General features: G+C 53.8%; 14 protein-coding genes. 10 read left to right on the top strand and 4 right to left on the bottom strand.

Annotated features, from left to right (window positions below; all coding sequences use genetic code 11):
* On the bottom strand, positions 1 to 255 hold a 255-nt coding region (locus CSQ89_RS23265), incomplete at its 3' end, for a hypothetical protein (protein WP_233203206.1).
* A 15-nt stretch (positions 256 to 270) separates the two neighbouring features.
* Between CSQ89_RS23265 and CSQ89_RS15790 the strand changes: the two genes are divergently transcribed.
* On the top strand, positions 271 to 420 hold the full coding sequence (locus tag CSQ89_RS15790) for a hypothetical protein (protein WP_233203205.1): 150 nt from the start codon (positions 271 to 273) through the stop codon (positions 418 to 420).
* An 88-nt stretch (positions 421 to 508) separates the two neighbouring features.
* Here the strand turns inward: CSQ89_RS15790 and CSQ89_RS15785 are convergent, their stop codons facing one another.
* The 3 genes from CSQ89_RS15785 to CSQ89_RS15775 all read right to left on the bottom strand — a co-directional run bounded on the left by CSQ89_RS15785 (position 509) and on the right by CSQ89_RS15775 (position 2,297).
* A complete protein-coding gene (locus CSQ89_RS15785; RefSeq protein ID WP_099407081.1) occupies positions 509 to 703 on the bottom strand; it encodes a hypothetical protein in 195 nt (64 codons plus the stop codon).
* A 284-nt stretch (positions 704 to 987) separates the two neighbouring features.
* Positions 988 to 1,461 carry a hypothetical protein gene (locus CSQ89_RS15780; protein ID WP_099407080.1) on the bottom strand — a complete coding sequence of 158 codons (474 nt, stop codon included), beginning with the start codon at positions 1,459 to 1,461 and terminating at the stop codon, positions 988 to 990.
* Positions 1,462 to 1,751: 290 nt separating this feature from the next.
* Entirely contained in the window at positions 1,752 to 2,297 is a 546-nt protein-coding gene (locus CSQ89_RS15775) for a hypothetical protein (protein ID WP_099407079.1), read from the bottom strand.
* Positions 2,298 to 2,581: 284 nt separating this feature from the next.
* On the opposite strand from CSQ89_RS15775, the gene CSQ89_RS15770 reads away from it, so the two are divergent.
* From CSQ89_RS15770 to CSQ89_RS15730, 9 genes are all read left to right on the top strand, one after another.
* A complete protein-coding gene (locus CSQ89_RS15770) occupies positions 2,582 to 5,542 on the top strand; it encodes a type VI secretion system Vgr family protein (protein ID WP_099407078.1) in 2,961 nt (986 codons plus the stop codon).
* 10 nt (positions 5,543 to 5,552) lie between these two features.
* Positions 5,553 to 6,521 carry a hypothetical protein gene (locus CSQ89_RS15765; protein WP_099407077.1) on the top strand — a complete coding sequence of 323 codons (969 nt, stop codon included), beginning with the start codon at positions 5,553 to 5,555 and terminating at the stop codon, positions 6,519 to 6,521.
* Between the two features lie 30 nt (positions 6,522 to 6,551).
* Positions 6,552 to 9,536, top strand: coding sequence for a T6SS effector BTH_I2691 family protein (locus CSQ89_RS15760; RefSeq protein ID WP_099407076.1), 2,985 nt, complete (start codon positions 6,552 to 6,554; stop codon positions 9,534 to 9,536).
* Entirely contained in the window at positions 9,533 to 10,618 is a 1,086-nt protein-coding gene (locus CSQ89_RS15755; protein ID WP_099407075.1) for a hypothetical protein, read from the top strand. Before CSQ89_RS15760 ends, CSQ89_RS15755 begins: the two co-directional genes overlap by 4 nt.
* Positions 10,615 to 10,839 carry a hypothetical protein gene (locus CSQ89_RS15750; protein WP_099407074.1) on the top strand — a complete coding sequence of 75 codons (225 nt, stop codon included), beginning with the start codon at positions 10,615 to 10,617 and terminating at the stop codon, positions 10,837 to 10,839. The genes CSQ89_RS15755 and CSQ89_RS15750 overlap by 4 nt, the downstream gene beginning before the upstream one ends.
* Complete coding sequence (locus CSQ89_RS15745; protein ID WP_099407073.1) at positions 10,836 to 11,915, top strand: hypothetical protein; 1,080 nt, start codon at positions 10,836 to 10,838, stop codon at positions 11,913 to 11,915. The genes CSQ89_RS15750 and CSQ89_RS15745 overlap by 4 nt, the downstream gene beginning before the upstream one ends.
* Positions 11,916 to 12,304: 389 nt before the next feature.
* Positions 12,305 to 12,805 (top strand): LexA family protein, encoded by a 501-nt coding sequence (locus tag CSQ89_RS15740; RefSeq protein WP_099407072.1) that lies wholly within the window; start codon positions 12,305 to 12,307, stop codon positions 12,803 to 12,805.
* Positions 12,760 to 14,070 carry a Y-family DNA polymerase gene (locus tag CSQ89_RS15735; protein WP_099407071.1) on the top strand — a complete coding sequence of 437 codons (1,311 nt, stop codon included), beginning with the start codon at positions 12,760 to 12,762 and terminating at the stop codon, positions 14,068 to 14,070. Before CSQ89_RS15740 ends, CSQ89_RS15735 begins: the two co-directional genes overlap by 46 nt.
* Before the next feature lie 58 nt (positions 14,071 to 14,128).
* Complete coding sequence (locus CSQ89_RS15730) at positions 14,129 to 14,809, top strand: SOS response-associated peptidase family protein (RefSeq protein WP_099407070.1); 681 nt, start codon at positions 14,129 to 14,131, stop codon at positions 14,807 to 14,809.
* Positions 14,810 to 14,947 lie beyond the last annotated feature (138 nt).

The following is a 14,947-nucleotide window of genomic DNA, read 5'->3' as shown; positions in this document are numbered from 1 at the left end:
CAGAACGAGGCGGGAATGCCTCATTTCCAACATCGGCAATTGCCAGCACGATACGAACCCCTTGCCTGCCAGAGCTGCGCGCTGCGGTTGAGCACGACCCCTACCGCGCGAGCGGTTTAGTCCTTGGGTTGTCAGGAGCCAGCCAGAGACAGACTGATAACCTGTGCCGACAATACGGAACTGGCGCTGGATATAGGGGGGGTGATTGGCATGCAATGTGCACTGAATCCGTATCTGCGGCAGTTGCACACGCATTGCCGCAGACTGAAAGTGGACTGGACCAATCTGGCGATTGACGCGTTGCAAGCCATTGACTTGCGTACCGGTTGGCCAGAGGCCTTGCTGGCCTATATAGGCCTTGGCCAGCCAGCCGGGGTTGACGCGAGTGCATTTAGTCTCGAAACAGACGTTGATCCGTGACGCGTTGCAGACCGTGGAATTTGTAATCAGGGCGCAGGTGGGAGCAGCGCCCTGAACACACCTTGGCCAACTTGGTTGGAAAGGTTAATTAATCCTGGACGCAGATACGCTGAAACGCGCGCATCCCCTCAGCAAAGGCTTCCAACTTCTGCAAGACTGTGGGTTGTTTATTGGCCTCCGCCCCTATGCCGCGTAGGATTTCATCAACGATGGGCGCATTACCTGTACCTTTACCTGTTCCACCTACAACGAGATTAATTTCACTGCTGTTAAGTGTTTGCATGATCGCACTTCCTTCTCAATGGTTGAAAGGACTCACCCAAGGCGATGGCCTCGCGGCGAGTACTGCATTAGAGAATAGTGATATATACAAGTTCACCCTGAATTGGCGGGCGAGATACGGTCGGATGACACGACGGGACCGTTGTCCTGCGGTCTGTCACCATTAGATCGAGGGGGAGGAATGCAAAGTTGCAGTGACGTTGCCAGTAACGTGATGTGTCATTGCTTTGAATATTGGTTATCAAAGTGCAAAGGCTAGTTCTCGACGAACTGTATTCACTGTAGTCACGCCACAGAGGTGACTGCAGCTTCCTTTTGATCTAACAGCTGAGGCCGGTACGTTTTGATCTCTTTAATCAGTATGTTCCGCTGAATCTCCGCCTGTATTTCCTCGATAATCAAAGCGGTGACATTGGCTGGTCGGCCGCGTAACCACTTCGCAGACTGCCTCACCCACTTAAGCGCAGCTTCTATCCGTTCCTCGTAGATAGGCATCCCAGCATTGATCTGCTTAATAAGACCGCAAATTGCTGCTGAGTTGGGGCAGGGAATACCTAAGTGATGGGCATTTCCTTCAATGATACGAACGTAACAAATCAACGAGCCCATTTCATCGTGGCTGATATTTCCCGTTGCCATCAGCTTGGTAAGCACCGAGACAGGTGTCTTTATCCAGGCCATGACATCGAATGGCGAGACCACTCTGGGGGCCTTTGTCTTAGGTGCTTGTTTTTTTCTTGGGCGAGAATTCTTGGGCATTGTCCTAGGCGGGATTTATTGCAATTGGTTTTCTGACATTCAACCAGAGAGGCTAATTCCCTGTTCAATCAAAACCGACTTTCCAGGTGAACATTAAACAAACCCGATTAAGGGACAACGTTGATGAATCTGGCGTTGTAAGGAACAAACTGCCGGCATGCCGTTATTTTGGACTAATCAGGAAAGAGTACCAAGTGTGCCCAATACCCTGCAAGTCGAGTGACCTGTGTTGGCTAACATGGCAATGAGGATCAATTGATCGAAGTAATCAACCAAAGATAGCGCGGTGTTTAATTTGAAGGGGCTGATGGTTCGCCAATTTTATTCCAGGTGCGCTTGATAGCCTGCTCCAGTTCAGCCCCTTTTAAAGGAGTAACACGACATTGAGCACCGTCATTGTTATTTGTTAGGAGCAGATCGCCTCGTGCATCTTCAAGGCGTTCCATAAAGCGCAAGTGCTGTGGTTCTCCGGTGCTCATATCGAACACATCGGCTTGTGGGCCATAAGTCATGCAAACGCCGTTTTGCTCCCCTGTGGTTACCACTACGAGCCGTGATTTACCGCCGAGTTCCATCCGATTAATGGCCATTACCGATCCCCTGTAATATGCATTTGGGCTCGGCAGTTCCAGCGTTGTGGATTTCCCATTATGAGTACGGACCTGCAGCAGGTAACCGATTGTTTCTTCCTTATCTTTGGACGGTAACTTAGCACTGACATCGACGCCCTTTGCCCATTGCAATTTGTCGTTCCAGAGTTTGAATGCCATCGCTGGAGACGATAAGCAGGCCAGTACAAACCCGGTAACCAGCCACCTGGTTTTCGAAAACTTCATGTAGGTTCTCTCTCCAAAAGTCATGTGGCTAGTGCGTTGTCATCATTTCGGGCAAAGGGATTAAACACGCGCCTAGACCAGGGCTTGTTTTAGCGAATGCCTGTAAGTGATTTGCAATGCGCTGCTGCCTTGGTCGGATGGCTCCAGGCGCTGCAGCGCTTGCTATAGTTGTGTGTTTGTGGAGTGCATTGGGTGTTTTTGACTTCCTAGCCGGAAAACCATGCGGCATCATGCCCCCCTCAAAATAACAAAGCTCGCGCACTACATAAAGGAGGCGTTACCCAATGGCTATCAACGCACAGTCAACAGCCCTGCTGGCACTATTCCAGGCCCAGCTTGGGCAATGGCAAAGTACCGAGCGACTTTACCGACTGCACACCAAGCTCGGGCCGGATGCCTTGTTGGTAGAGCGTGTTGACGGCGTCGAGCAGATCATGGGCGCACCGTTGCCGCTGAGTAAGGTGTTGTTGCCTGATGCAGCCCACTTTCCCGAAGGTTCTTCGGTAGCGGCACAAGCCGCCATACCGAATATTCAGCTAGGCCATATCCCCTTGGCGACGGCCCTGCACAAGGAGCCTACTGCCGAGGGTAGCGCCAACCTGCTGTGCGGCTATCGTTTCGTGATTACCGTACTCAGCCCCCAAATCGGCCTCGACCTGCAAAGCTTGATTGGTGCGCCCCTCTTGTTGGAAACCCAAACCAGCAGCAGCCGGACTGCACTGCGCCCCATGCACGGCCATATCAGCGAGGTGCAAGCATTAGGTAGCAATGGCGGTTTGGTGCGTTACCAACTGGTGGTTGAGCCCTGGCTGTGCTTCCTGCGCCAACGGCGCGATAGCTGGGTGTTTCAGGACAAGACCATTGCCGAGATACTGGACAGCATCTTTAACGACTACCAAGGCCAGGGCGCACTTTCGCCAGCGTGGAAACTGGGGCTGGCCGACAAATACCCTAAGCGCAGCCTGCTCACCCAGTACCGGGAAACGGATTGGCACTTTGTCCGCCGGCTGATCGAACAGGAGGGTCTGGCGTGCTGGTTTGAACATGAAGGCGACACAGGTAGCGCCAGCCTGGGCAAGCACACGCTGGTGATTAGCGACCGGCTGGGCCTCGACGCCGCCTGCACCGACAACCCGGAATCCCCCTTGCGCTTCCACCGTGCCAACGCCACCGAAGGCGGCGACGGACTGGCAGCAGCATTGGGCCTGGGGGGTGGGCGTGACAGCTTCCAGCAATTTCAGCAGTTTATGGAGATTGTTCCCCACCATATCCGCATGCTGAGCTATGACGACCGCACCCTGGGCAACCAAGCCGTGGAAGCCATTCAACCCAATGCCAAGTCACATGGCCCCGCCTTGCAACTGGCCGACCATATCAGCCAATACAATTGGGCCGGCACCGACGATGGCGAGCGCCGCGCCTTTAATCTGCTGGCAGCCTATCAGGTGCAGGGCCGGCACTTCCGCACCGAAGGCACCGTGCGCAGTCTGGCACCGGGGCAAGTCTTCGTGCTGAGCCAACACCAGCGCTATCCTAAAGAGGCACGCTTTCGTGCGTTGTCTGTCCACCATCAGGGTCGCAACAACCTGAGCGCCGACTTCAAAGCCAGCCTGAATCAAGCGTTTGCCACCGACATTGATGAGGACTTCCCGGAACACTACCGGAACCGTGCCGTCTGCCTGGCTGCCCGTGCAGCGGTGGGTATGGGTAAAGCCATCGACACCCCGTTTGCGCCAATTCCCCACAGTGGCACCTACCACAGCAAGCCCACGGTGCAAGGCGTGCAGACCGCCATCGTCGTCGGCCAAAGCGGCCAGCCGATCGACACCGACCGCAATCACCGCGTCAAAGTGCAGTTTCATTGGCAGCGGGGCGCCAATGCGCATAACCGGCAATCGCACTCGACGGGCGATAACAACGCCACGGCCAATGAACACGCCTGGGCTTGGGTGCGTGTCAGCGCCGCTGCAGCGGGGAACAACTGGGGCAGTAGCCTGATTCCCCGCATTGGGCAGGAAGTCTTGGTGTCCTTTGTCGATGGCGATATCGACCGTCCTATCATCGTCGGCACAGCCTACAACGGCAGCGGCAATGCCGATGCACAGCACAATGAGCAAGTGGGCAGCGATGGCCGCATCACGGCTAACGCCGCATTCTGGTTTGCCGGCGACGCCAATGATCATGCTCATCCCGATAGCCTCAGTGGCATCAAGACCCAAGCCATCAGCCAAAGCCAATACGGGCAGAGTGACAAGCAAACAGGCGGCTTTAATCAATTGGTGTTCGACGACCATCCCGAACATCCACGTGCCGAGCTGGGCACCACGCAGGCGTACACCTGGTTGCAGCTGGGCCAAGCGCGACACCATCAAGACAATGCCCGCCGCGAAGCACGCAGCCATGGGGCTAGCCTTGATACCCGAGGACATGCCGCCATCCGCACAGGCCAAGGGTTGCTGATATCCGCCCATGTCCGCCCCAATGCCAGCGGCAGCCAAATGGATAGCCAGGAAGCTACCGAAACCCTGTCGCAACAGCGCGAGCGCTTGAATGCCATCCTGGAGCGGGCTGGCAAGCACAATGCGCAACTGCCCGATGAGAAGGAAGCCGGCAAGCACCCAGTCGAAGACAACCTCAAAGCCCTGCAAGACAGCCTTGCCGGTCAACAACAAGGTGCCAGTGCCTGGACAAGACCGGAAATGGTCTTCAGCGCTCCGCAAGGCATAGGCTGGCTGACGGCGGGGCAATTCAGCCTGAACGCCAGCGAGCACCTCGCCGTGATCGGGCGAGACCTGCAAATCGGCGCCGAAGCGACGCTAGGATTAACCGCCGAGGAGGGCCTGCGTATTTTTGCAGGCGGCACCAAGCCCGACGCCAAGCAACCCGAACAGACCCAAGGCATACGCCTGTTGGCGGCCAGCGGCCAAGCCATCGTCCAGGCGCAAAAGGACAAGGCCAACCTGAATGCCAAGAAAGCCATCGTCATCAGTACCAACACGGAGGCCTACATCGCCAGCCCCACCGTCTTAAGTCTGATTGCCCAAGGCGCAGGCTTGGAACTGAAGGACGGCAATATCACGTTGTACGTGCCGAATGGACTAAAAATACAGGCAAGCCAAAAAATATGGGAAGGCCCCGCCGGCGCGAGCCATCAGGCGCCGGCACTGCCTAAAAGCCAGATCAAAGGCTGTGCGCTAAAACTGAGTGCAGCCGCAGGTGCTGGCGGCCCTTTCATTGCAGGATGAGAAAACAACGATGACCGCCTCCATGCAAGCCAGTCCCAGTTTGCTTATCCAATCTTTGGATGCCGCAATTAATTCGTTACTTGATGCCCAACACCTGTACTTGCTGGTTGACCCGGCACTGCACGACCCCATCGCCACGATGGCTGAAGCTGCCGCCCTGCCAAAACAGTCGATACCCATCCAGGCTATACCGCTGAATCGACGCCCCTATCTGCTGGACCTGCATAGCGTGGCGCGGAATGAGAAGGTGTTGAATAACAGCCTGCGTCTTGGGCTGGAAGAAGGGCTGGGCGCTTACGACCTGCCCGATGGCAGTCCACGCAGCCTATGCGCCTGGATTGATGCACCGGGTCAGAAAATAAACGACCTGGCAGCAGCGCTGGCACGCCGTACCGCGCTATCGATGGCCGGCGTGCAGGCGGTGTCATTCCGTTATTGGGACCCCCGTATCACCGTGCACTTACCGCGCTTACTGGGCAAGGCGGTAATGACCGACCTGCTGGCGGATTTAGGGGCGACGGCATGGTGGGCGTTTGCCACGCAAGCCAATGGCGCTCAGCACCTGACGTCGTTAGGTCAAAGCGAGCCGGCTAGGACCTTAGTGGATGAAGCAGCCCACCAATGGGCATTGGATGGGACGCAGTGGCGCGCGTTGACGGCCTTGGGCTGGGCCAATCGGCTGGCTCGGCTGGTACCGGATTGGGGCCTGGAAGCCCAACCCGACCAGGGCACGTTGGAGCATGTGGCCACCCAAGCACTGGCGTGGGGACTGGCAAGTGAATCCGATGTCCTGCGCTTTGCCTATTTTGCGCTGACCTATCATCCGCAGTTTGATACCCATCCCAAGGTCCGCACAGCATTGGAAGCGGCAAGAGCCAACGAGCAAACGAGTTTTGCTGAAATCACCCAGGCATGGGATGAATCCTTCAAAGAAGAACTGCGCAAAGGCGTCGGGCCAACACGTGCCACCGTTCATTGATGCGCATGACCACGATGGCGAAACTGACCTATGAGTGACCCCTGTAACCGCTGCCAGCGCAAAGGGCTGGCCATACTCCCGGTGATCTATGCTGCCGCGCCGAAAGAGGTCATCGCGTTGCCACCGTTGGGTGGCCATTTCGGCACCGGCGTGACCGATAAGGCACTCAAGGAAAACCGCTATTACTTGCGCAAGCTAGACCCTGGCTATCTCTATCTGCTTTACCCCAATAAGGTATGGAAAGGGTACATGATCGACGTGGCAGGCTTCCCACGTTACTACCCGGACCTCTTGATAGAGGATATGCCCGCGACCTTGCCGGCACAGTCCGACGTTGTCCGTTGCCAGGTCCAAAGCGAAAACCCCCACAGTGGCGTCGAAGCCATTTGTATTGATCGACCAGATCAATTGAAGGGGCCAGTCTGGATTGCCTATAGCCGTCACCCTTGGACCAAGGCCGTCCGCGCTGCCCACGCCAATGCCCCGGAAAAGCGCATGCAGAAAGTCGCCGCCGTGGATGGCAGCGCCTTCGAGCATGCCGAAGTGGCGAGTGCTGCGGCCTTCAAGCAATGGATTGCTGACTTCAAACCCGCAGCAGTGAATATGCTGAATAAGCAGCTCCCCACTGCGTCCGCACTGATTGATCGTAGCGGCGATGCAGAAAACCTGGCCAACGCCATGTTGGCCATGAGCGGCAAGCTCGCTAAGCCGGGCCTGATCATGGCCTTGCATGACCCTATCGGCATTACCGCCACCCTCAATAGCACCCGAAACGACATCACTGAACAGGTCTTACTGATTGATAAGAACCTGTCGGCCAAAGATCGTGACGATTTGCTGGTTGCCGGGATTATCGAAGACATGCGCAAAAGCATGCAGGCCGCAAAAGACAACCCCTGGGAACGCTACGCGGACAACATTGACAACAGCAAGCTCGACCCGGTTCTCAAGAAGCTGCAGGCCAAGCGGAACCTCGCGAAGCGGATCGACACCTGTTCCAGCGACTATGTGGTGTGGATTACCGCCCCCCGCCTCACCGACCTGTTTGCGTCCGACTTTGACCCGAGCAATGTCGCCAGCGGTCTTGCTCTGGAGAACTGCTTTGTGCTGTGCACGGCGGGTTCCGGCACCACCATGCAAGAGCGTGAGAAGGTTTGGCAGCCCTGGTTTGATAAAGACCCCAAAGACCCGACCAATCTGCTTTGGCAGGCGGCAACGGCAGCAGACAAGACGGTGTTGGCCTTCCTCGCGGTGGAGAAGATCGATAAGACGTTTGATCTGACCAAGGGCTCCAAGGACATTTTTAAGGAACGCGAATGGTTTTCTCATTTGCATGATGTCTTGCACAGTGCGAATAGCCAGCGTGCCCAACAGCGGGCTTATGCCGTCGCCACTGAAAAGATTGCCCAAACGCTGGCCGGCCAATTGATCTGGCTGCGAGGCAAGGATGGCTCAGGCCTAAAGAAGTACCACCAGACCGCCGCACGCATGGCAACCGTGCTGGCCAGCCGTGGCGACATCGTGGTGCTACCTAAGACGATGACAGCCCGCGTACACCAATATGTGCGCTGGGTGCAGGATGCCTATGTTGGCAAGCCTTCGGTACGCATCCCGCTGGTGCAGGGGAATGTGTTACCCGGTGGTGGCGGCAAGCGCATTGACACCAGCAAGTTAAGCGGCGAAGAGTTGCGGCAACAAGTCTCGAACATGGACGGCGCGCTGATGGTGGACCTGTCCGGGCGCGACGGGGTCATGAACTTCAGTATGTGGGTGGCGCAAAAGTTGCAGCCTGGCCAAGCGCCCGACAAGGAAATGCAAAAGCTGCTGCGCCAGCTCAAGCTGGAACCTGACGACTTGACCTTATCGGCTGACCTGAAAATCAACCCGCTTACCGATACGGAGAGAAAGATAGGCATCACCAAGATGGATAGGGTGTTTTCGGTGGGGACCGGCTTCTTGACGCTCTATAGCTTCTTTAACACGTGGAGCCAGCTTACCGAGGAGCTGAAGAAAGGTAAGGACGCCGACGCATTGGCGGTGGAAAGTGGCTTTGCGGGGGTGGGAACGGCTGCGTTAACAGGTATCGCCGTAACCTTGGAAATCAAGGCAGCTAATGAGTTGATTAAACAAGCCGGCGTAGAGACGCTACGCGCTCGCGTACTAGGTGGCACTGCGGCGGGGCTGGGCTTGGCTTGTGGGCTGGTAGATGCCTATTACCTTTGGCAGCAGTCAGAGAAACTGTCGAAGGAAGGTGATGCAGATGCTGCACAAATGACAATTATTACTAGTTTGACGACGGGTTTTTCAGCGATTTTCATTGGCGTTGCTGGTATTGCTGCGGCATTTGGCGCTACAGGGGTAGGTATTCCTATCGCTGTAGGTATCGGTTTGTTACTTGCAATTGGTGCGATGGCAAGTGGGTATGCTGCCGCAGAAAATACTGATACTGAATTAGAGAAATGGGTAGACCGTTGCCGCTTTGGTAAGCGGCTGCGAGCCGACAGTAAGTCGACTTACCGCGATGGCAAGGAGGAGATGATTGCTTTTAGGAATGCTATTTACATTGTCAGCGTCAAGCTAAGGATTAAATGGAATGCGGGTATGTTGCATGGCTTCTATACCATCAGCGTGCCGTATTTTGCGAAGCATTCGGCCATTCGCGTGCAGCTTTCTGCTAAGGATACGCTCGGCACGACACGTATATTGAAATCCAGCCTGTTCAAAATCAATGGCGACGAACAGGTGGAAAAGTACGATAGCCATGCTGCACCAGTGAGTTCTGCAGATGGCAAAGTTCAAGATCAACAACTGTTGATTGAGGGAGAGATGACGCTGCGGCTCCCCCCGCTAGATTTATTCCGAGACCCTGCGCAACGCGGTAAGCAGTTTATTCGTGTGGGTACGGTGGCAAAAGACGTTACCGATGTTCCTTACTTTGACAATTTGAAAGTTTCTGTGACTTATCAGCCCGACAAAAAGACTTGGCCTGAATTTGTAGTGGAGAATCAGGCATGAGTTTAGATATCACCAAAGTGAAACGCCCCGCGCCATTAAAATTAACTGGCTTATGTGATGAAGTGGAATTGCCCGTTAAAGAAGCACCCAATGCTGGTAATGGCGTTATTACCAGAATGGACAGCGAGGCGTTGGTCTTTGATGGTCAGCCGCAAGGCAGCTTTTTTGTTGGATTTGGATTGTTTGCTTTGATAATGGGACTTACTTTCCTACCATATGTTTTATTCTTAGCAACTAAAGATTTCATACTTAAGCCGGAAGTTATCGGAGCAACGCCCGGCGGATTTCTATGGTTTGTGCTTTTGCTTACTTTACTGACTTGCGCGGGGGGGATTTTTTTTGGTGTATATCTGATTTATCTCGGTGTCTTATTGCCAGCGCCTAGTCCAGTAACTTTTAATCGTCGCTTAGGTATGGTAATAGGCTCCCACAAAGGAAAGCCGATTGCTTTAGAGTGGAAAAAGCTTAAGCCGGTATTGCTCTATAGTGTGAATCTTTCTGCCGGCGCTCAGCGACAATATAACCTTGCTCTGGTTGAGCGAGACGACAGTTTGCCGAAAGGTCAGAAGCAGAAAAAAGCGCATGGATTACTCGTGAGCACAGGGCACTATGGCTGGGCAAATTGTCATGCAATGTGGGAATTTATCCGCCGCTATATGGAGGACAAACCCGAAAGCCTACCTGAAGTTGAACTATCGCCAGCGGGTGGCTTTGAAGCACGCATGCTCGATGAGGGGCCTTATTGGGAGTTTCATGAGCGGCAAGGCTTGATGGCGGATTTGCGTTATAGTAATGGTATCCCCCAATTTAATCATTGGATTAGTTTGTTGATGTTTTCCTTTGCACCAGGGGGCGTATTGAATGTGTTCCGTATGCTTATTCGCCGCCGCGTCAAACTGCCGGCTGAATGGCTGCCAGCCACACCAAGTGAACCCAACCCCTACCACGTTCGCCCCGCCCAGCCAGAAGACATGGCTATACGTACCAAAGCGGCACGTTACATCGCGCTTTGGATGACAGTCTGCCTGGGCGTTGGCACGCTCTTTTGGGTATGGCTCGTCCGGTTGATAGCGTTTAGATGAAAGAAGTCCACAGACGTGAACTTGTATCTAGGTCACGTCTGCTCATTCATTGTCAGAGTTTTTCCCGCTATCCAAAACAACGTGGCAAACAGTTTATTCGTGTGGGTTCGGTGGCAAAAGATGTCACCGACGTTGCCTACTTTGACAATTTGAAAGTAACTGTGACTTATCAGCCCGACAAGAAATCATGGCCTGAGTTTGTGGTGGAGAATCAGGCATGAGTTTAGATATTACTAAGGTGAAACGACCCGCCCCCCTTAAATTAACTGGGTTTTGCGATGAAGTGGAATTGCCGGTTAAAGAACCCCCCAATTCTGGCCATGGTGTGATTACCAGATTAGATAATGAGGCGCTGGTACTTGATGGACAACCACAAGGATCATTTATTATAGGAATAGGGCTTGTATTTCAATTGGTCGCTATTGCTTTTTTGCCCTATATGACAATCAGCTTTGTAAAGAGAATTTTTTCTGGAGGTGAAGGAGAAAGTCCTGACAGAATGTTATTGTTCATAGGACTATTTTTAGCTTTGAGCTTAATAGGGTGGCTTATTTTTAGCCTCTATATTATTTACTTGACAGTTTTATTGCCATCGCCCAGCCCAGTTATATTTAATAGGCGCTTGAACTTAGTTATAGGATCACATAAGGGAAAGCCTATTGCCTTAGAGTGGAAAAAGCTTAAACCAGTACTGCTTTATAGTGTGAATCTTTCGGCTGGGGCACAGCGACAATATAACCTGGCTCTGGTTGAGCGAGATGACATTCTTCCGAAAGGACAAAAGCAAAAAAAAGGGCATGGCTTGCTTGTAAGCACGGGGCACTATGGCTGGGCAAACTGTCATGCAATGTGGGAATTTATCCGCCGCTATATGGAAGAAGAACCCGAGAGCCTGCCTGAAGTGGAACTATCACCAGCGGGGGGCTTTGAGGCCCGTATGCTGGATGAAGGGCCTTATTGGGAATTCCACGAGCGGAAAGGGTTGATGCAGGATTTGCGGTATCGGAATGGCTTACCTCATTTTAACCATGGAGCAAGCACACTAATGGTGTTTGGGGCACCAGGATTCTTGTTAAACATATTCCGTATGCTCATCCGCCGCCGCGTCAAACTGCCGGCTGAATGGCTGCCTACCACAGCAAGTGAACCCAACCCCTACCACGTTCGCCCAGCCCTGCCTGAGGACATGGCCATACGTACCAAGGCAGCGCGCTACATCGCGCTTTGGATGACAGTCTGCCTGGGCGTTGGCACGCTCTTTTGGGTATGGCTCGTTCGGTTGATAGCGTTTCGGTAGAAGTGCTGGCCAGCCCTGCCGATATCAATGCTTTGAGTTAGCAAAAAATCCACAGTTGCCACGGATAACCTTACTGCTATACCCCTTAAAACCCGCGCCAGTACTTGTACAGACTGGCGTGCTTGTTTTTTAAGCAACTAGTTTTTTTGGATTCAAAACCATTGCTAGCCGAGATCAGCTTTCTAGACATGGAAACCACACCATGTGTGGTACCAACTAGTCAGATCCGACGAATGGGGTGACGTTGACCATAAGAGCCAAAACCAGAACCAGCAAGCCACACCGGCTTTTATGAACGCTGGTGTCGAATTGTCTTAGTTTGCAGACTATTGGAGAACGAACGTTCTCTAAATACAATGGATTGAGATTAATTCATTTGGCGTAGTGCCATGCCATCACGTCCCACGACTTTACTCACGTTAGCGCAATCCAACACAGCCTATCTGCTGGCTGACCGCTTTTGGGTGACGCCTTACGAGGAACCCTCGACAACCCCACTGCGCATACCCATCGGAACCGAAGCGGTGCCGGCTGGGTTTCCGTCGCCCGCCGCGGACCATATGGATGAAAAGCTTAGTCTTGATGAGCTGCTGGTCCATCACCCGGCTGCAACCTACATGCTGCGGGTGAAGGGGGACTCCATGCGGGACGATCACATCTGCGATGGTGATGTCCTGGTCGTTGACCGTTCCATCAAACCCGCATCCGGGCACATCGTGATTGCGGTACTGGATGGGGAATTCACTGTGAAACGCTTGAGGCTGCAAAGCAATAGCGCCTATCTGGTACCGGCAAACCCTGAATTCCCCACCATAGAAGTCAAAGAAGGGCAGGAACTGCAAATATGGGGTGTCGTGACATCGACTATTCATCGCTTCCAACGCGCATAGCCTTGGTGGATGGCAATAACTTCTACGTCAGTTGTGAGCGGGTGTTTGATCCGAAACTGGAAGGCAAGCCCGTTGTGGTCCTGTCAAATCAGGATGGCTGTATCGTGGCGCGCAGTCAGGAAGTTCGAGACCTGAGCGTAAAGATGGGTACGCCATGGCATACCTTGCATGGCTTTGCCCGACAGCATCAAATCATAGCGTTAAGCAGTAATTACGCGCTATACGGAGATTTAAGCGCACGCATGATGTCGGTCATTGGTCAGTTCAGCCCTGATCAGGAAATCTACTCGATTGACGAGTCCTTTCTGGACTGGTCAGGCTTTCAGCATCTTGACTTGGTGGCGTATGGCCACCAGCTGCGCGAGCGGGTCCGACACTGGGTGGGTACGCCGGTCGGGGTTGGAATTGGCCCAAACAAAACCCTAGCCAAGGCCTGTAACCACATCGCAAAGAAATTTCCGCAGTACAACGGTGTATTCGATTTGGCGCGTTTGTCACCGGCCGAGGCAACTGAGCTATTTTCAGGGATCAGCGTCAGTGAAGTATGGGGCGTAGGGAGGCAGCTTACCGCACGCCTGGCCGAAAGGAAGATCTTCACGGTAGCCGATCTTCGCGCTGCAGACCCAAGTGAGATCCACCGAACTTTCTCGGTGGTGTTGGCGCGTACCGTGAAGGAATTACGCGGTGAGTCCTGCATCGCCATGGAAGAGGCCCCCCCGCCAAAACAGCAACTCATGTGCAGTCGGGGTTTCGGCCATGTGTTGAAAACAGAAACCGAGCTGGCCGAGGCAGTGTCAACCTATGCAGCGCGAACTGCCGAAAAATTGCGGACCCAACACTCCTTAGCTGGCATCGTTCAGGTATTCATCCAAACAAATCCATTTAGAGAACGGGACAAGCAATATAGCCGTGGCGTCACGGTGCCCCTCAATAATCCCAGTGACGACACGTTAATCCTGACCAGGGCCGCACTGGCCGGCTTGCACCAGATCTACAAACCCGGGTTCAACTACCACAAGGCCGGCGTGATGTTGAGCGAGTTAACCCCCGCAGCACAGCGCCAGGACGGCCTGTTTGAAGATCCCGCCCAGCTGCAACGCAATGAGATGTTGATGGCCACCATGGACCATATCAATGCCAAGATGGGGCGCGGCACTGTACGACTGGCCTGTACAGGCATGCATCCCACCTGGGGCATGCGCCAGGAGAGACGCACGCCGCGCTATACCACTCGTTGGGACGAGATACCGACGGCTTATTGTTGAATGGTGAGGCACATCTGCTAAATACAAAGTCCAGCCCTGCACCGTGCTAGGACAACGTATGTGTACCAATTTCAGGCCGAGCGAAAAGCGCATCATCTATGAACGGTTCAAGGTAGAGGCACCTGACAGAGACGAAAGCCAGGAAGTCTATCCCGCTAGGCTGGCGCCCATTATTCGGCTGAAACCGGGTGGTAAACCTGATGAGCTGGAATGTGTGGCCGCCAACTTCGGCCTGATGACACCCTGGTCAAAAGAACAGCAGGATTTCAGGAAGTACAACAATGCACGGACAGAGACCGTCGGAGATAAGAATACCTACAAGCATGCTTGGCATAACCGGCAACTTGGCCTAGCCCTTATGAGCTGTTTTTACGAACCTAGGTACACCCCCGATGGCAAGACAAGTAACCGCTGGCGGATAGAACGCGTAGACAAGCAAGACTTTGCCGTTGCTGCCATTTGGGAACATCGTTGGTTCGAGCCGCAACCGGAATTTTCATTTTCCCTACTCACCATCAACGCCGATAAGCACGAATTAATGGGCCAGTTCCACCAGCCAGATGACGAGAAGCGCTCACTGGTGGTCGTGCCTGCAGATCAATACTTGGAATGGTTGAAAGCAGATACGGAGGTAGCCAGGAGTTTTTTCAGTCTCTCTCCAATGGCTGACTTCACCAGTTATGAAGCACCAGCTCCCAGAAGAAAAAGCAAAGGAGAGAAAAACCTAGACTTGTTCTGACTTCAACCCATGGACTAAACCGCTCGCGCGGTAGGGGTCGTGCTCAACCGCAGCGCGCAGCTCTGGCAGGCAAGGGGTTCGTATCGTGCTGGCAATTGCCGATGTTGGAAATGAGGCATTCCCGCCTCGTTCTGACAG

The sequence above is a fragment of the Chitinimonas sp. BJB300 genome (assembly GCF_002735695.1).
Lineage (GTDB): Bacteria > Pseudomonadota > Gammaproteobacteria > Burkholderiales > Chitinimonadaceae > Chitinimonas.
The sequence above is the reverse complement of the archived record's forward strand: the minus strand, read 5'-3'. Positions and strand labels throughout refer to the sequence as shown.